The sequence below is a fragment of the Pedobacter riviphilus genome (assembly GCF_014692875.1).
Taxonomy (GTDB): domain Bacteria; phylum Bacteroidota; class Bacteroidia; order Sphingobacteriales; family Sphingobacteriaceae; genus Pedobacter; species Pedobacter riviphilus.
On record NZ_CP061171.1, the window covers coordinates 5808454 to 5825361 of the forward strand.

Consider the following 16908-nt stretch of genomic DNA (forward strand, 5'->3'; position numbering starts at 1 on the left):
ATCAAAAAAGACTTTTCGGCATTTAATTATGATCAATTGGAGGTTAAATCCGATGCTTCGGTATTGATTTTAGCCAATCATTTCAGCTGGTGGGATGGTTTTTTTCTCTTTTACATCAATAAAAAAGTATTTAAAAAACAATTTCATGTTTTGGTAAATGCAGAAAATTATAATAAAGTAGGTTTCTTGAAGTATCTTGGTGCTTTTGCTGCCGAAAATAAAGGTAAAGATGTTTTAGAAACCCTTAATTATGCAGGAAAACTGTTAGATAACCCCCAAAATTTGGTGCTTGTATTCCCCCAGGGTAAATTGTATTCGAACCATCTAAAAAATATCAGCTTCGAAAAAGGAGTGATGCAGATAATTAATGCCAGTCAGAAAAAAATCAATATTATTTTTGCTGCTACCTTTATCGATTATTTTGCGAAAAGAAAACCAACGGCCTATACTTATCTACAGCATTGGGAGAATGAGGAGTATGTGAGTTTGCAATTGCTAAAAAGTGCCTACAATAAACATTACGATCAATCGGTTGTTAAACAAAATCAGCTTATTGAATGACAATTTTTATTTACGCCATTTTAATTTTTCTGGTCATCCGGTTTTCGGTTACTGTATTCAATTTCCTTTCCAATCCAAAGTTGCCGAGAGTGGTTAAGCACTATCATGATAAGGTTTCAATCTTAATTCCTGCGCGAAATGAAGCAGCGGATATTTTGGAATTGCTCGTTTCGATACAAAATCAGGATTACACCAATTATGAGGTTATTGTTTTAGACGATAACAGTGATGATCATACATTCGAGGTGGTAGAAAATTTTTGCCTTAACAACCCACAGTTCAAAGTGGTAAAAGGAAAAGAACTCCCAAGCAATTGGCTTGGAAAAAACTATGCATGCCACCAGCTTAGCGAATTGGCTACAGGGAAATATCTTTTGTTTATCGACGCGGACGAATCAGTAAAAAGAGGATTGATTAATAGCCTGATCAATCGGATGGAAATTGGAGGTCTGGCTTTGTTAAGTGTTTTTACCAACCAAACTATAAAATCGATAGGCGAGCGGTTAACTGTTCCATTAATGCATTTTATCCTATTAAATTTATTGCCTTTGCGTTTGGTCAGGCTTTCAAAAAATCCGGCATTTGCAGCGGCAAGTGGGCAATGTATGTTTTTTAATGCCAATAATTACAAAGAAAACCATTGGCATGAACGGGTTAAAAACCAGGTTGTAGAAGATGTGGAGATTATGAAGTTGGTAAAACAAGAAAAATTTAATGCCGAAGCCCTTTTAGCCAACGGATTGATCTATTGCAGGATGTACAAGAATTTAGGCGAAAGCTTAAATGGTTTCAGTAAAAATTTATTGGCAGGTTTTGGTAATAACATCATAATATTATTATTTTACCAGCTTTTGGTAACCATAGGACCAGTAATTTTAATCTTAAACTTTAATATTGCTTTACTTGTATTACCATTAACTTTAATCATATTAAGCAGAATGATGATCTCTTATTTATCGGGGCAAAATGTTTTGATAAATCTGATTTTACATCCTTTACAGATGTTGTTCTTCTTAATTATTTCATTCATTTCTATAATAAAACATATTTTTAAAACGAGCACATGGAAGGGCAGAACGATCAAAACGATTTAAAGATTAAAAGGCTTGCGGTTGCAATAATTGTCGTTTTTCATGTGGTTGGCTTGCTTGGCTTCTTAATTCCAGCCATTCAGCCTTATTTTATCAAACTAGTTCCCTTTCATTTGTTGTTGATGTTTGCCGTAATTGTTTTTTCGTACAATGCAGATGTTAAACGTTTATTGTTGCTGGTTTCCGGTGTATTTCTCTGTGGTTTTTTAGTCGAGGTATTGGGTGTGCATACCGGAAAGATATTTGGTAGTTATTATTATGGCGATACATTGGGATATAAAGTAGCTGCGGTTCCATTATTAATGGGTGTAAATTGGGTAATTCTTATTTTCAGTGTGGGGCAAATGATGAAAAGTATGAAAATCAGGCATAGTATTTTGGCTTCGGTTTTTGGTGCTTTTATACTGGTAGGGTTCGATTTCTTTTTGGAGCCAGTAGCCATGAAATTTAATTATTGGCAGTGGGACTGGCATGAAATTCCTGTTCAGAATTACGTAGCCTGGTTTATTGTTTCGGTAATTTTGTTAAAGTTTTACTATGCTTTAGGCTTAAAGCAACAGAAATATATTGGGGTTGCAATGTTTGCCTCACAGCTAATCTTTTTTGTTGTCTTATACATGACAGCTGGAACAAATATTTTTGCTTAATTTTGTGAGGTTGTTTAATTAATTTAATATGATGGAAACACTAATCGTACAGCCTAAAAATAAAAAACAGCTTTTGGCAGTTGAGGCCGTGTTACAAGCATTGAATGTATCTTTTAAAAAAGAGAAAAGCTATAGCCCTGAATTTATAAGTGAAATAGCTAAAGGGGAGGATGATGTGAAAAATGGACGTTTAACAAGGGTTAAGGATGTTCAAGATATATGGAAAAGTATTTTGTAGACATTACGGATCAAGCTAAAAAACAATTGGCTGAGATCCTTAAATCAGGCGATAAAGCTTCCATTAAAAAACTCCAGCAAATTTTTATAGAATTAAGTATTCATCCGGCATCAGGTGTAGGTAAACCTGAAAAATTAAAATTTGAATTTTCTGGCTATTGGTCAAGACAAATAAATAAAAAAGATAGGTTAGTCTATAGAATCGATGAAGAGATTATTACTGTATTTGTAATTTCTGCAAAGGGACATTACCACGATAAATAACTAATCCTGAGAAAAAATGAGCAATTTAAACTTACAGGTCAACATCGATAAATCATCAGGCTTTTGCTTTGGCGTAGTGTATGCTATAGAAATGGCCGAAGATATTCTGGATAACGAAGGTTATTTATATTGCCTTGGCGATATTGTGCATAATGATGAAGAAGTAGAGCGTTTAACCAATCGCGGATTAAAAATCATCGATCACGAAGTATTAAAAAACTTAAGGGACGAAAAGGTTTTAATCAGGGCACATGGTGAAGCACCCTCAACCTATCAATTGGCTTTAGAAAATAACCTGACTTTAATAGATGCTTCATGTCCTGTTGTACTGAAATTGCAGAACAGGATTAAAAATTCGCATGACGATGATGAGCAAGTACTTATTTTTGGTAAGCATGGGCATGCTGAAGTAATCGGATTACAGGGCCAAACTGATGGTAAGGCGATTGTTTTTCAGGATCTGGCCGAGCTGGATAATGTAGAATTGCCTGCTAGATTTACCCTATACAGCCAAACCACCAAAAGCACCGATAAATTCTATCACATTAAAGATGAGTTATTGAGCAGAGGTTATGAAGTTAAGGCTAACGATACCATTTGCAGGCAGGTATCTAACCGTTACGAAGAGCTGGAAGATTTCGTAAGTCATTACGATAAAATCGTTTTTGTATCGGGCAAGAAATCGTCTAACGGTAAAGTGCTTTACGATGTTTGTAAAAAACACAATGATAATTCTTATTTCATTTCAAATGTTGAAGAGTTAGATCAAACCTGGTTTAACGAAAATGATAAAGTTGGTATCTGCGGTGCCACATCTACACCAATGTGGCTGATGGAAAAGGTTAAAGCCGCTTTGGAAAAATACTAGATTTATCATGAGAGGCGTCGCCCTGACCTGTAGCGTAGCGGAAAGCTACGAAGTAATTTAGTTCAGGGTCTGTACACCGAGTAAAGATGCTAACCACGTAGTAGCTACAAGGCAATTGAAAATAATATTTCTACTTGTAAAACAAGTTCAGCATGACGAAATAAATAAAAGCCATTGAAAACTGTAAAACCACATACCGGAATTCTGGTTGCGTTAACCGTAATTACCTGTTGGCTGGTTTCCCTTTATTTCTTGCTTACATGGGATTTTGCCTGGAGTAATCCTTTGGTTTATCTGATGATTGTTGTTCAAATGCATTTGTACACCGGCTTGTTTATTACCGCTCACGATGCTATGCACGGAACGATATCTCCTTACCCAAAAGCAAATAATTTTATTGGCTATCTTTCCGTTTTTCTCTACGCAGGTTTTTTTTATAACCGTTTGTATGTGAAACATCACCAGCATCATCAGCATGTACATACCGAAAACGATCCTGATTTTGCGCCACATGGCTTTTGGAAATGGTATTTACGTTTCATGCTAAATTATGTTACGATAATTCAATTAGTGATTATGGCCGTAGCCTATAATGTTTTGAAAATCTGGATCGATGAAAAGAACCTGCTGTTGTTTTGGGTACTGCCATCCCTATTAAGCACTTTTCAGTTATTTTATTTTGGAACCTATTTGCCTCATAAAGGAGAACACGATAATGAATATCATTCTTCAACTTTGCAGAAAAATCATTTTGTTGCCTTCTTTACCTGTTACTTTTTTGGTTATCATTTAGAACATCATCAAAAGCCAGGCGTACCCTGGTGGCAGCTTTATAAGACAAAATAAAAACTATTAATGGTGTCAGTCATATCTAATCTGGTAAATCAGATTTAATGATTCCAGAATTTGACTGCATCATAACAAGTAAGGTTAAACAAGTGGGGAATAATTGCCATTAATATTATTTTCCGTTGACGAAAAAATGTTTTTCATCACTTTTTAACATAGGTTAAAAACAATAAATACGCGATATTTGCGCAAAAAAAACATATTTTAATATCAATGAGCAAAAAGGGAATTTTACTGGTAAATTTAGGAACGCCCGATAGTACGGCAACAGCTGATGTCAAAAAATATCTTGATCAATTTTTGATGGATGAAAGGGTAATCGATATTCCTAAACTGAACCGTACACTATTGGTTAAAGGGATTATTGTTCCTTTCCGTAGCCCTAAAACTGCTAAATTGTACCGCGAAATATGGGATGAAAACGGTTCGCCGCTTTTGTATTATAGCAAGTTGCAGGCTAAAATGCTACAAGAAAGATTAGGTGATGAATACCACGTAGAACTAGCCATGCGTTACCAAAACCCATCTGTTGCATCGGCGTTAGCCAATTTAAAAGCGGGGTTGGTAGAGAGTATACAGGTAATACCGATGTTTCCACAATATGCTTCTGCGAGTACAGGTTCAGTAATACAATTGGTAATGGAATTGGTGGGCAAGTGGCCAACTGTCCCGCCAATATCGTTTGTTAATTCGTTCCATGATAACGAATTGATGATTAAAGTTTTTGCAGAAAATGCCAAAAAACATCATGTAGAAAGCTATGATCACGTATTGTTTAGCTTCCATGGCTTACCTGAACGTCAATTGTTAAAGTGTGACCATACCGGAAGTTATTGTTTAAAAAGTGCCGATTGCTGCCAGACATTAAATGATACCAATAAATTCTGTTATTCTGCACAAGGACATGATACGGCCAGGTTAATTGCGAAAGAATTAAATCTGTCAAAAGACCAATATACCGTTTGTTTCCAATCTCGTTTAGGTAAAGAGCCATGGGTACAACCTTACACTACTGATGTGTTGAAGAAATTGGCTGCCGAAGGCAAAAAACGTCTTTTGGTTTTTAGTCCTGCTTTTGTAGCCGATTGTTTAGAAACACTTTACGAAATTACGGTAGAATACCATGAAGAGTTTAAGGCTTTGGGTGGCGAACATGTTCAGCTGGTAGAAAGCTTGAACGATAGTCCTATATTTATCGAGGCTTTGGCCGGAATGGTTAAATAATTTAAATATGGCGAGCTTTATTGTTTTAATGGGCGTTTCGGGAAGTGGTAAAACAGTAGTTGGTAAAGCTTTGGCCCCGAGAATAAATGCTGAATTTATAGATGGCGATAACCTGCATTCGCAACGTAATGTAGATAAAATGGCTGCCGGAATTCCGTTAACAGATGCAGATCGTTTGGGTTGGCTACAGCTGATTGCGAAAGTTGGTCGCGAACATGTTGCCCATGGTACAAGCTGTATTATTGCTTGTTCTGCACTCAAGAAATCTTATCGCGATTTGCTGAGAACAGATAATGCATCAATCTGCTTTATTTATTTAAAAGGAAGTTTCGATTTAATTCACAATCGGATTATTAAACGTTCTCATCAATATATGCCAAGTAGTTTATTGAAAAGTCAGTTTGAAACATTGGAAGAGCCACAAACTGATGAACGGGATATAGTAACGGTTTCAATTGATCAGAGCATTCCCGAAATCATAGCAGAAATTGTTAAGACCGATCTGATTTCGTAATCATCGAAATAATCTGATCGGTTGCTCCTTTTTTATCTGTAACATATCTTTTGGCTTGCTTTGCGGCATCTTCATTTTTGGCAAAACCCTCAAATGCATCAATCAATTCCTCAATAGTAGAAATGCTTTTGGCCGCACCTATGGCAATTAAATCTTTTGCTTCCTGAAATTTATCGTATTTCGGGCCGAAAATTACAGGCAAGCCAAACGCTGCAGCTTCCAAGGTGTTGTGTATTCCCGTTCCAAAACCACCACCAATATATGCTACATTTCCATATTGATATAATGAAGAGAGCATACCAATGTTGTCAATTATTAAGATTTGAGATTTGAGAGCCGAGATTTGAGAACTTTCATCTGTCAACTGCGTACTGAAAACTGAAAACCGTGCACTGCCAACTGAAAACTGTTTCTCGATACTTTCGATATGACTTTCGTGGATCTCGTGTGGCGCAATGATAAACTTCCAGTTGGGATATTTTTCAGGCAAAGCCGATAATATTTTTTCATCCTCAGGCCAGGTGCTTCCGCAAACGAATGTAGGGGAGTTGCCGATAAAGCTTTCGATCAGGACAAGCTGTTTTGGCGATTGCGCATTTTCATAAACACGATCGAAACGGGTATCACCATTTATGGTTACATTATTTAACCCGATCGATTTTAAAAGATTTTTACTTTCTTCATTTTGTACAAAAAAGTAAGTAACAGATTTTAAAATATTGCGGTAAAAACTACCGTACCATTTAAAAAATGCCTGACTTTCTCTAAAAATCCCAGAAATCACATATAAAGGAATGCCCCGATCTTTTAATTCCTTAAAATAAAAATGCCAAAATTCGTACTTGGTAAAAATGGCCATTTCAGGATTAATGCTTGCTATAAAACGTTTGGCATTAGCTGGGGTATCAATGGGGAGATAAAATACATCTGCCAGGGCATAATTTTTTCTGATTTCATATCCCGAAGGAGAGAAAAAAGTTACTACGATTTTCTTAGCAGGATAAAGGGCTTTTAGCTTTTCTAAAACTGGCCTGCCCTGTTCAAATTCGCCCAAAGAGGCAAAATGAAACCATATATGTTTTTCGCTCGGATTAATTTTCTGAGCAATTTGTGTATAGACGTTTTTACGACCATTTATAAACAGCTTCGCTTTAGGATTGAATAAGGAAAATATCCTGATAAGCAAAGTGTAAAGCCGAATTCCGATTATGTAAAGCAAAAGCATTAGTGTAATTTCATATCTTCGTGCCAAGATAAAACGAATATATTTAAAAAGCTTAAAAATATATGGAAGCCTCACGATTTGCCCTATTATTCAGTACAATAAATAGACAGATTATGATTGCTCCATTGCAGCTAAAATAACCGAGCTTGCGAGCTCATTAAAAACCGATGAAAAACAATTTAATTGTTTAATAAATTAACAGATGAAGATAGCCGTTATTGGTACCGGATACGTAGGTTTAGTTACCGGAACCTGTTTAGCAGAAACAGGAAATGATGTAATATGTGTTGACATTAACGAAGCAAAGGTAAAACAAATGAAGGCTGGTGAAGTGCCGATTTACGAGCCCGGTTTAGATCTTTTGTTCCATAGAAATATAGAACAGGAAAGGTTAACCTTTACAACGAACCTTGCAGATGCCGTAAAAGAAGCGCAGATTATTTTTATGGCTTTGCCAACGCCTCCAGGTGGAGATGGCGCTGCTGATCTTTCTTATATTTTAGGCGCTGCAAAGGATATTTCCAAACTGATTACCGAATATAAGGTCATCGTAAATAAATCAACTGTTCCCGTTGGAACGGCCGATAAAGTAAAGGCTGTTTTTGCCGAAAATACTTCGATTGAAGTAGATGTGGTATCCAATCCTGAGTTTTTAAGGGAGGGTGTAGCTGTTGACGATTTTATGAAACCTGATCGTGTGGTTTTAGGAACTAAAAGCGAAAGGGCGAAAAAGCTGATGACTGAATTATATGGTCCTTATGTACGTCAGGGAAACCCAATTCTTTTTATGGATGAGCGTTCGTCTGAACTGACTAAATACGCGGCAAACTCTTTCCTTGCCACCAAAATCACGTTCATGAACGAAATCGCAAACCTTTGCGAACTGGTAGGTGCTGATGTTGATTCGGTAAGAAGGGGCATAGGCTCTGATGACCGTATCGGTAAACGTTTCCTTTTTCCGGGCGTAGGTTACGGTGGCTCTTGTTTTCCGAAGGATGTTCAGGCACTGGTAAAATCATCTGATGATTATGCCTACGATTTTCAGATCCTGAAATCGGTAATGGAGGTTAACGAAAGACAAAAAACAATCCTTGTTGATAAGGTGCTTAAATATTACAAAGGTGATATAAAAGGCAAACATTTTGCACTTTGGGGTTTGGCCTTTAAACCAGAAACCGACGATATCCGCGAGGCACCGGCCTTATATATTATCGACGCATTGGTTAAAAACGGTGCTACCGTTACCGTATTTGATCCGGAGGCAATGACAAATGTTAAAAATGTTATCGGCGATCAGGTAAACTATGCCAAAAACCAATACGAAGCTTTAGAAGGTGCTGATGCACTGCTGATTGCGACTGAATGGTCGGTTTTCCGTAATCCTGATTTTGAGAAAATCGACAACATCTTAAAAAATAAAGTGGTTTTCGATGGCCGAAATTTATACGATTTACAAAAAATGATCGATCTTGGCTATTATTATAACAGCATAGGTAGAAAATTAATAGATTAAAATGGGGCAGAAGAGAATATTGATTACAGGTGCAGCCGGATTTTTAGGCTCACACCTTTGTGATCGTTTTGTGAATGAGGGTTATCATGTTATCGGAATGGATAACCTGATTACGGGCGATTTGGCAAATATCGAACACCTGTTCAAGCTGGAGAATTTTGAGTTTTATAACCACGATGTTTCCAAATTTGTACATATTCCAGGTAAACTTCATTACATTTTACATTTTGCTTCACCCGCAAGTCCGATAGATTACCTTAAAATCCCGATCCAGACACTTAAAGTAGGTTCGTTAGGTACGCATAACCTTTTGGGTTTGGCCCGTAATAAAAATGCAAGAATGCTGATTGCTTCAACTTCTGAAGTTTATGGCGATCCAAATGTAAATCCTCAGCCAGAGGAATATTGGGGCAATGTAAATCCGGTTGGTCCACGTGGTGTTTACGACGAGGCCAAACGCTTTCAGGAAGCTATTACTATGGCCTACCATACTTTCCATGGCGTAGAAACAAGAATCGTTAGGATTTTTAATACCTATGGACCGAGAATGCGCCTGAATGATGGTCGTGTTTTACCTGCTTTTATCGGCCAGGCTTTAAGAGGCGAAGATTTAACTATCTTTGGCGACGGAAGTCAGACACGTTCTTTCTGTTATGTTGATGATCTGATTGAAGGGATTTATCGTTTATTGATGAGCGACTATGCACAGCCGGTAAACATTGGTAATCCAGATGAAATTACCATCAAGCAATTCTGTGAGGAAATTATCAAACTTACAGGCACTACGCAGAAAATCGTTTATAAGGAACTTCCGCAGGATGATCCTAAACAGCGCAGACCGGATATTACCAAAGCGAGAGAGATATTGGGATGGGAGCCTAAGATAGGTCGCGCCGAAGGATTGAAGATTACATACGAATATTTTAAATCATTGCCTGCAGAGGCTTTGGAGAAGATAGATCATAAAGATTTTACCACATTTAACCGTTAAAATGGCAAAAATATTAGTTACTGGCGGAACAGGATACATAGGTTCGCACACAGCAGTAGAGTTACACAACGCAGGATACGAAGTCGTAATTGTTGATAACCTTTCTAACTCGAATATCAAAATTCTAACCCAGCTTCATGCCATCACTGGCAAATGGTTCGATTTTCATGAAATAGATCTGCAGGATGACAGAGCTGTTCAGGAATTTGCAGAAAACCATACCGATATTGATGGGATTATTCACTTTGCCGCATCAAAAGCTGTAGGCGAATCGGTAGAACAGCCTTTAAAATACTATAAAAACAATTTTTATGGTTTAATTAACCTGTTAACCTCGTTTAACAGGAAGATTAATTTTGTGTTTTCTTCATCTTGCACCGTTTATGGCCAGCCAGAAACTTTACCTGTAACCGAAGCTGCACCAGTACAGAAAGCCGAATCTCCTTACGGAAATACCAAACAGATTGCCGAAGAAATATTGGCAGAAACTGCTGCAGTAACTCCTGACCTGAATGTTATCGCTTTGCGTTATTTCAATCCTGTTGGAGCGCATGAAACCGCTTTAATTGGCGAGTTGCCAAATGGTATTCCTGCCAACCTAGTTCCGTTCATCACGCAATCGGCCATTGGCAAGCGCGGCCCGATTACCGTTTATGGTGATGATTATAATACTCCTGATGGTTCTGCCATCCGCGATTATATCCACGTGGTAGATCTTGCTAAAGCACACGTTGCAGCCATCAAAAAATTAGAAGAAGGAAACCCTAACGGTAATTACGATGTTTTCAACATTGGTACGGGTAAAGGTTCTTCAGTTTTAGAGATTATTGCTGCTTTTGAGAGAGTGAACGGAGAAAAACTTGAGTATAAAATCGGTCCAAGAAGGGCAGGTGATATTGTTCAGATTTATGGCGACGTACAAAAAGCGAATAACGAACTGGGCTGGAAAGCTAATCTTGATATCAACGAAATGATGCGCTCTGCATGGGAGTGGGAAAAATACATTAAGGCTAACCCTTTTTAAATGAAGTTATCGGAGCACAAGGATCTAAAAGCTGCTATAACAGAATTGCCTGTCAAAGAAAAAGACAAGCTATTACTCCGTTTGGTGGCCAAAGATAAAGTGCTTACAGAGCATCTTCATTACAAATTATTAGAAGATGAAACCGATTTGGAAGATCGGAAGGAAAGGATTAAAACCGATGTGGAAGAACAGGTTCTGAAACTGAAAAAACTAAATGCCAAAGAGGCATTGGTAAAGGTTCGGAAGATGATCACCTCGGTTAATCATTTTTATAAAGTGACTAAAGATCCGGTTGGTGAGGTAGAATTGAAACTGTTTATCCTCAATGCCATTCCTTTTGATTATAAGAAAACAATTTTTGGTTACCGCGATTTTATGATGCTTTTTAGTGTATTTTACTTAAAAACTGTCGCGGTAACCATAAATAAATTTAAAAAGCTGCATGAAGACCTTCAGTTTGATTTAAGTGAAGACTTAAATAATTTGCTCGATAAAATCTATTCCTCTAAATTAGCTGATGCAGCGGAGGCAAGCAATTTGCCAAAAGAGATAAGTTAAAACTATGATCTATCATTATGTTCGGATTATTTAAAAAGAAAAAAATAGCACCCGAATTTAATTTCTCCGGTATTGGCACAGATATGCACTCGCACATTATTCCAGGGATTGATGATGGTGCACAAACGCTTAAAGATTCTTTTCTTTTGGCCAAAAAATTTAAAGATTTGGGGTATAAGAAGCTAATTGCAACTCCGCACATCATGGCCGATTATTTTCGGAATACGCCCGATACCATTAACCGTGGATTAGACACGTTAAGAAAAGGCTTACAGGAAATCGAACTCGATCTGGAAGTTGATGCTGCTGCAGAATATTATCTGGATGAAACCTTAGAAAAAAAAATTAGACAGAAAGAGGTTTTAACTTTTGGAAATAATTATCTTTTGTTTGAATTATCTTATATAAACGCCCCTCAGAACCTGATCGATTTTATAAAGATGATGCAGGATGCCGGATATAAGCCTGTATTGGCGCATCCTGAGCGTTACCCTTACTACTACAACTCTTTTGAAAGCTATCATCAGATCAGGGAAACCGGCTGCTTGCTGCAGGTAAACGGTATTGCTTTAACCGGTTATTATGGCAGTGGCGCAAAAAAAGTGGCAGGAGAAATGGTCGAAAACCACATGATTGATTTTGTAGGCAGCGATATGCACCATTTAAAACATGCTGCAGCGCTCGAAGATAGCCTTAGCATACCCTTAATGCAACAACTGCTTACCCAGTCTCAATTGAGTAACGCATTGCTGTAGAAAGGTTAATTGTTTAAACTGTATAAATTGGTTAACTGTTTTATGAAATATGTTAAGCCAATTGTAGGTTTGCAGTTAACCAGTTTAAACAATTAACCGATTTAACATTATTCGTACCTCAAGGCTTCCACAGGATCTAGTTTTGATGCTTTTTTAGCAGGATAATATCCAGATAGGATTCCTACAAACACGCATAATACAAAACCGCCAATAATAAATAACCAAGGAATTAAGAATGCACCACCCATTGCGAGGGAGATGAGGTTCCCTAAAACTATTCCCAGGAAAATACCTAAAGCCCCACCCATTAAACAGATTACTACTGCCTCAATCAAGAACTGGCGACGGATTACCTTTGGGTTTGCGCCGATGGCTTTACGGATACCAATTTCACGGGTACGTTCAGTAACCGAAACCAGCATGATATTCATTAGGCCGATTGAGGCTCCAATTAGGGTAATAATTCCAATGGCAACACCACCAATAGCCACAAAGGCCAAATTTTCGAATAATGTTTGAGCAATAGCATCACTCTTGGTAATCTCGAAATTATTGGTTTCATTCACTTTTACTTTCCGGATATTTCTGAATAGCGCAGTAGATTCGCCGATAATGTTTTCCTGCATCTCATTGCTGGGTACCATTACCGTTATGGTATAAGATGGATTGGCATTGGCGTTAATCTGTTTGGCTTTTAGCAAAGGCACATAAACTGCCCTATCGCCGCTAAAGCCCATACTCGATCCTTTTTTCTCTAATATGCCAACAATTTTAAAGCGGTTATTACCTACGTTGATCAGTTTGTCTAATGGATCAGAATCTTTAAATAATTTTTCAACCACTTCGCCACCAACAATACAAACATTGCTCCCGAGTTGTATTTCAGAAACACTAAAATTTCTTCCTTGCGATAAATTTAATCCCTGAGAGGCTAAACCATTTTCATCTATCCCCTGAACATTAATATTTGGATTGGTTTTTAAGCTCCCGTACTTTATCGTAGAACCACCGCTGGCAAAAACACTTACGGCAACAGTTGCAGGGGTATTCAGGCTATCTTTAAATTTAACGGCATCTTCGTAGCGGATGGCTTTAAAAGGTTTTGGGCGTTTACCATTTCCAATTCTAATTCCTGTACCGCGGTTTCTAATGGTGAAAGAGTTGGCTCCCATGCTACTAAAAGCATCAGTCATACTTTTCTTTACAGCATCTAGAGTGGTTAAAATCCCAACCAAAGCCATTAAACCAATGGCAATAATTAAGGCGGTAAGCATTGTACGCAAGCGGTTCGCTTTAATAGATTCTAATGCCAGTCTGATGTTTTCTCTGTAATTCATTTAGTATTGCGGTAAGCGTTTGGCGGACAAAGCTTGTAAAAATAAAAAAAGTCCCGATGTTTAGACAAGGGGACTGCACTATATGTTACAATAATATTTTATTTATGCCGAGAAACTCGTACCACAACCACAGGTGCTGGTTGCGTTAGGATTAACGAAAGTAAAACCACGTGAATTTAATCCATCCTGCCAATCGATCATCATGCCCATTAAGTACATCTGGTGTGCTTTGTTCATGAAAACCTTGATGCCATCTATAAAAAATTCCTGATCACCATCTTTTTTCTGATCGAAACCTAAAACGTAATTCATGCCGGCACAGCCACCACCTTCTACGCCAACACGCAATCCATAATCTTCACTAATCTCCTGCTGATCCTTTAATTTATATAACTCTTTAGCTGCTCCTTCTGAAAAAGTAACCGGTGCAAATGCTGTATCAACTGTTGTGCTCATGTTATTTAAATTTTATCTGTTACAAATATAAATAATAATGCACATTTTTGCTTTTAACGGTTCGTTAATATTACCGTAATTAAACAATACTTATGAATACCCAACAAATTTTAGTTGATATAGTGATCTTATTTGCAGGCATTTTCATTGCACTAGTGGCTGTTTATTATATTCTAAAGAACGATATCCAGCGTTTCTTTAGCCTGAAAACCATTGAACTCAATAAAGAAAGCCGGGCGCACATTTTACCCTTGAGGTTACAGGCGCACGAACGTTTAATCATATTTATCGATCGCATTAACCCTGCAAATTTGCTTGTTCGCCTGCACCAGCAAGGAATTGCCATTGCAACTTTACAAGCAGGGATCTTAAATGAAGTGCGTTCCGAATATCAGCACAATATTACCCAGCAACTGTATGTAGATAGTGTAACCTGGAATGTGGTGCGTAAACTGAAAGATGATACCATAGCAATGATTAATAATGCGGTGCAAGGTTTACCCGCAGATGCAAACGGAATTGAGCTGAGTAAAGCAATTTTACAGCACATGGCTAGCATTGATGAAAATCCTTACGATCTAACCATTGAGCTGATTAAAAAGGACATTCATCAGCTTTTTTGACAAGGTGTAACCAGTTTTAATAGTTAACCAACTTAGCTGGCCTAATGAATCAATGGCTATTGAACTAATGAACTAACCAATTATGAGCGAAAAAAAGCACACCACCACTTCAGGTATTGAAATAAAGGCGCTGTATACCGAAGCAAGGCCAATGGAAGAGCTGCCCGGAGAATTTCCTTTTACCAGGGGAATCCAGAAAGATATGTACCGGGGACGCTTATGGACTATGCGGCAGTATGCCGGTTTTTCAACCGCTGAGGAATCAAACAAACGTTATCATTATTTATTGGCCCAGGGAACAACGGGCTTATCTGTTGCTTTTGATCTTCCAACTCAAATTGGTTACGACTCTGATCATGAAATGGCCGACGGAGAGGTGGGTAAGGTAGGGGTGGCTATCGATTCGCTAAAGGATATTGAAATTTTATTTGATGGTATTGAGTTGAAAGATATCACCACTTCGATGACGATCAATGCAACGGCTTCAATTTTACTGGCCATGTATATTGCACTGGCCAAAAAACAAGGTGCAGATTTAAAACAGATTTCAGGGACGATACAGAATGATATATTAAAAGAATACGCTGCAAGAGGCACATATATCTACCCGCCAAAGCAATCTATGCGTTTGATTACCGATATTTTTGAGTTTTGTAGCAAAGAAGTTCCGAAGTGGAATACCATTTCTATATCTGGCTACCACATACGTGAAGCTGGATCAACTGCTGTGCAAGAACTTGCTTTTACATTAGCTAACGGTAAAACCTACCTAAAAGCAGCGCTGGATAAAGGTTTAGATATTAATGTGTTTGCGAAACGGTTATCGTTCTTCTTCAATTGCCACAATAATTTCTTTGAAGAAATAGCTAAATTTAGGGCTGCAAGGCGGATGTGGGCGAAAATTACCAAAGATTTGGGTGCCACAGACGAAAAAGCACAGATGCTAAGATTTCATACCCAAACCGGAGGCTCAACCTTAACAGCGCAACAACCGTTAAACAATGTAATCAGGGTAAGCAATCAGGCTATGGCTGCGGTTCTTGGCGGAACTCAATCCCTACATACCAATGGTTATGATGAAGCTCTTTCGCTTCCAACCGAATCGGCTGCAAAAATTGCTTTACGTACCCAGCAGATCATTGCCTTCGAGAGCGGCGTTATCGATACCGTAGATCCATTGGCTGGATCGTTCTTTATAGAAAGCTTAACCGATGAAGTAGAGGCTGCTGCCTGGACTTATATCGACCGGATAGATGCAATGGGAGGCTCGGTTAATGCCATCGAAAGCAATTATATGCAAAATGAGATTGCTGATGCAGCTTATCAATATCAAAAAGAAATCGAAAATGGCGAAAGGATTTCGGTAGGTGTAAATAAATTTACCCAAGAGGAAGAGGGGCTGACGGAGGTTTTTAATATTGATGATTCTATACGCAAGCTGCAAACTGAAAAACTGGAAGATTTAAAAACAACCCGCGATAACGATGCTGTAGGAAAAGCACTGCAGAGGTTGCATGAGGCGGCTAAAGGCGAAGATAATCTGATGCCGTTAATTATAGATGCGGTTGAAAAGTATGCTACACTTGGCGAAATTGCAGATGTGTTTAGGGAAGTTTTTGGCGTTTACTAAGGAAATTTAAGTACCCTTGTTTTGTACTTTATTCCAGATTAAATTAAAGGTATCTTGGTTTTAATAAGGGCTTAATAAAATGAACAGAAATCTTGTTCACTGACCTTAAATTAACGGGTTAAAGTGTCGTAAAATTCATACAATAACAAAGTTTATTGAAATAATTTAAATGATCTGTATTAATTGATGTTAATTTATTTATCTTATGGCTTTGATTTTCAGATTATTCGAGATTAAAAAAGGCTAAAACGCTTAACTAGTGCCTAAAATGGCTTAGATTTTGCTTTTTTAACAGCAATTCGAAGTGGAGAGGGTATTTTGACGTTAAATAATGGTTAATGTGGATAACCAGTGTTAATAAATAGTTATCAACATAAAAAATTGAGGTTAAGCGGGCTACTATATTCCTTATCAGTACGTTACGATTTATTTGAAATTTTTGTTTAAAATGTTGATAATTTTCTCAATATTCGTAGTCCCTAAACGGACCATCCCTTTAATTCGAATAGGCACTGTAAACCAATAAATTATAGAAATCGCA

At 37.6% G+C, this 16908-nt stretch carries 19 protein-coding genes; 16 read left to right on the forward strand and 3 right to left on the reverse strand.

Annotation, left to right across the window (positions count from 1 at the left end; all coding sequences use genetic code 11):
- Nucleotides 1-36: 36 nt before the first annotated feature.
- The 9 genes from H9N25_RS24140 to H9N25_RS24180 all read left to right on the forward strand — a co-directional run bounded on the left by H9N25_RS24140 (nt 37) and on the right by H9N25_RS24180 (nt 6255).
- A complete protein-coding gene (locus H9N25_RS24140) occupies nt 37-561 on the forward strand; it encodes a 1-acyl-sn-glycerol-3-phosphate acyltransferase (protein ID WP_223833513.1) in 525 nt (174 codons plus the stop codon).
- Nucleotides 558-1655: a glycosyltransferase gene (locus tag H9N25_RS24145; protein WP_190327498.1), complete on the forward strand. Its 1098-nt coding sequence runs from the start codon at nt 558-560 to the stop codon at nt 1653-1655. Before H9N25_RS24140 ends, H9N25_RS24145 begins: the two co-directional genes overlap by 4 nt.
- Entirely contained in the window at nt 1625-2299 is a 675-nt protein-coding gene (locus H9N25_RS24150; RefSeq protein ID WP_190327499.1) for a carotenoid biosynthesis protein, read from the forward strand. The genes H9N25_RS24145 and H9N25_RS24150 overlap by 31 nt, the downstream gene beginning before the upstream one ends.
- 28 nt (nt 2300-2327) lie before the next feature.
- Complete coding sequence (locus H9N25_RS24155) at nt 2328-2537, forward strand: DUF2683 family protein (RefSeq protein ID WP_167296576.1); 210 nt, start codon at nt 2328-2330, stop codon at nt 2535-2537.
- On the forward strand, nt 2519-2800 hold the full coding sequence (locus H9N25_RS24160; RefSeq protein ID WP_167296577.1) for a Txe/YoeB family addiction module toxin: 282 nt from the start codon (nt 2519-2521) through the stop codon (nt 2798-2800). The genes H9N25_RS24155 and H9N25_RS24160 overlap by 19 nt, the downstream gene beginning before the upstream one ends.
- Nucleotides 2801-2816: 16 nt before the next feature.
- Nucleotides 2817-3668, forward strand: a complete 852-nt coding sequence (locus H9N25_RS24165) for a 4-hydroxy-3-methylbut-2-enyl diphosphate reductase (RefSeq protein WP_190327500.1) — start codon at nt 2817-2819, stop codon at nt 3666-3668.
- 174 nt (nt 3669-3842) lie between these two features.
- Nucleotides 3843-4514, forward strand: coding sequence for a fatty acid desaturase (locus H9N25_RS24170; RefSeq protein ID WP_190327501.1), 672 nt, complete (start codon nt 3843-3845; stop codon nt 4512-4514).
- 216 nt (nt 4515-4730) lie between these two features.
- The gene (gene hemH / locus H9N25_RS24175; protein ID WP_190327502.1) at nt 4731-5741 is read left to right on the forward strand and encodes a ferrochelatase; all 1011 of its coding nucleotides are present in this window, start codon (nt 4731-4733) and stop codon (nt 5739-5741) included.
- Between the two features lie 7 nt (nt 5742-5748).
- A complete protein-coding gene (locus tag H9N25_RS24180; RefSeq protein WP_190327503.1) occupies nt 5749-6255 on the forward strand; it encodes a gluconokinase in 507 nt (168 codons plus the stop codon).
- Here the strand turns inward: H9N25_RS24180 and H9N25_RS24185 are convergent.
- The gene (locus tag H9N25_RS24185) at nt 6233-7507 is read right to left on the reverse strand and encodes a 3-deoxy-D-manno-octulosonic acid transferase (RefSeq protein WP_330221068.1); all 1275 of its coding nucleotides are present in this window, start codon (nt 7505-7507) and stop codon (nt 6233-6235) included. The genes H9N25_RS24180 and H9N25_RS24185 overlap by 23 nt on opposite strands.
- Before the next feature lie 175 nt (nt 7508-7682).
- Here H9N25_RS24185 and H9N25_RS24190 point away from each other — a divergent pair, with 175 nt between their 5' ends.
- The 5 genes from H9N25_RS24190 to H9N25_RS24210 are packed head-to-tail and all read left to right on the forward strand — an operon-like array spanning nt 7683 to nt 12321.
- Complete coding sequence (locus H9N25_RS24190; RefSeq protein ID WP_190327504.1) at nt 7683-8993, forward strand: UDP-glucose dehydrogenase family protein; 1311 nt, start codon at nt 7683-7685, stop codon at nt 8991-8993.
- A 1-nt stretch (nt 8994) separates the two neighbouring features.
- Entirely contained in the window at nt 8995-9984 is a 990-nt protein-coding gene (locus H9N25_RS24195) for a UDP-glucuronic acid decarboxylase family protein (RefSeq protein ID WP_190327505.1), read from the forward strand.
- Nucleotide 9985: 1 nt separating this feature from the next.
- On the forward strand, nt 9986-11008 hold the full coding sequence (gene galE / locus H9N25_RS24200; protein ID WP_169502491.1) for a UDP-glucose 4-epimerase GalE: 1023 nt from the start codon (nt 9986-9988) through the stop codon (nt 11006-11008).
- Nucleotides 11009-11566: a hypothetical protein gene (locus H9N25_RS24205; RefSeq protein WP_190327506.1), complete on the forward strand. Its 558-nt coding sequence runs from the start codon at nt 11009-11011 to the stop codon at nt 11564-11566.
- 17 nt (nt 11567-11583) lie between these two features.
- Nucleotides 11584-12321, forward strand: coding sequence for a tyrosine-protein phosphatase (locus H9N25_RS24210; RefSeq protein WP_190327507.1), 738 nt, complete (start codon nt 11584-11586; stop codon nt 12319-12321).
- Nucleotides 12322-12428: 107 nt separating this feature from the next.
- Here the strand turns inward: H9N25_RS24210 and H9N25_RS24215 are convergent, their stop codons facing one another.
- Together H9N25_RS24215 and H9N25_RS24220 are read right to left on the reverse strand one after the other, a co-directional pair.
- Nucleotides 12429-13658 (reverse strand): ABC transporter permease, encoded by a 1230-nt coding sequence (locus H9N25_RS24215; protein ID WP_167296587.1) that lies wholly within the window; start codon nt 13656-13658, stop codon nt 12429-12431.
- Nucleotides 13659-13760: 102 nt separating this feature from the next.
- On the reverse strand, nt 13761-14114 hold the full coding sequence (locus tag H9N25_RS24220; RefSeq protein WP_057931114.1) for a HesB/IscA family protein: 354 nt from the start codon (nt 14112-14114) through the stop codon (nt 13761-13763).
- Between the two features lie 92 nt (nt 14115-14206).
- Between H9N25_RS24220 and H9N25_RS24225 the strand changes: the two genes are divergently transcribed.
- Nucleotides 14207-14737, forward strand: a complete 531-nt coding sequence (locus H9N25_RS24225) for a DUF7935 family protein (protein ID WP_190327508.1) — start codon at nt 14207-14209, stop codon at nt 14735-14737.
- 82 nt (nt 14738-14819) lie between these two features.
- Nucleotides 14820-16367 (forward strand): acyl-CoA mutase large subunit family protein, encoded by a 1548-nt coding sequence (locus H9N25_RS24230; RefSeq protein WP_190327509.1) that lies wholly within the window; start codon nt 14820-14822, stop codon nt 16365-16367.
- Nucleotides 16368-16908: the final 541 nt, after the last annotated feature.

What these genes read in the sequence shown, in the direction of transcription:
- H9N25_RS24210 (WP_190327507.1), top strand. Translation starts at nt 11,584, where the DNA reads ATGTTCGGATTATTTAAAAAGAAAAAAATAGCACCCGAATTTAATTTC.
- H9N25_RS24190 (WP_190327504.1), top strand. Translation starts at nt 7,683, where the DNA reads ATGAAGATAGCCGTTATTGGTACCGGATACGTAGGTTTAGTTACCGGA.
- hemH (WP_190327502.1), top strand. Translation starts at nt 4,731, where the DNA reads ATGAGCAAAAAGGGAATTTTACTGGTAAATTTAGGAACGCCCGATAGT.
- H9N25_RS24215 (WP_167296587.1), bottom strand. Translation starts at nt 13,658, where the DNA reads ATGAATTACAGAGAAAACATCAGACTGGCATTAGAATCTATTAAAGCG.
- galE (WP_169502491.1), top strand. Translation starts at nt 9,986, where the DNA reads ATGGCAAAAATATTAGTTACTGGCGGAACAGGATACATAGGTTCGCAC.
- H9N25_RS24205 (WP_190327506.1), top strand. Translation starts at nt 11,009, where the DNA reads ATGAAGTTATCGGAGCACAAGGATCTAAAAGCTGCTATAACAGAATTG.
- H9N25_RS24160 (WP_167296577.1), top strand. Translation starts at nt 2,519, where the DNA reads ATGGAAAAGTATTTTGTAGACATTACGGATCAAGCTAAAAAACAATTG.
- H9N25_RS24180 (WP_190327503.1), top strand. Translation starts at nt 5,749, where the DNA reads ATGGCGAGCTTTATTGTTTTAATGGGCGTTTCGGGAAGTGGTAAAACA.
- H9N25_RS24150 (WP_190327499.1), top strand. Translation starts at nt 1,625, where the DNA reads ATGGAAGGGCAGAACGATCAAAACGATTTAAAGATTAAAAGGCTTGCG.
- H9N25_RS24155 (WP_167296576.1), top strand. Translation starts at nt 2,328, where the DNA reads ATGATGGAAACACTAATCGTACAGCCTAAAAATAAAAAACAGCTTTTG.
- H9N25_RS24225 (WP_190327508.1), top strand. Translation starts at nt 14,207, where the DNA reads ATGAATACCCAACAAATTTTAGTTGATATAGTGATCTTATTTGCAGGC.
- H9N25_RS24230 (WP_190327509.1), top strand. Translation starts at nt 14,820, where the DNA reads ATGAGCGAAAAAAAGCACACCACCACTTCAGGTATTGAAATAAAGGCG.
- H9N25_RS24195 (WP_190327505.1), top strand. Translation starts at nt 8,995, where the DNA reads ATGGGGCAGAAGAGAATATTGATTACAGGTGCAGCCGGATTTTTAGGC.
- H9N25_RS24220 (WP_057931114.1), bottom strand. Translation starts at nt 14,114, where the DNA reads ATGAGCACAACAGTTGATACAGCATTTGCACCGGTTACTTTTTCAGAA.
- H9N25_RS24165 (WP_190327500.1), top strand. Translation starts at nt 2,817, where the DNA reads ATGAGCAATTTAAACTTACAGGTCAACATCGATAAATCATCAGGCTTT.
- H9N25_RS24145 (WP_190327498.1), top strand. Translation starts at nt 558, where the DNA reads ATGACAATTTTTATTTACGCCATTTTAATTTTTCTGGTCATCCGGTTT.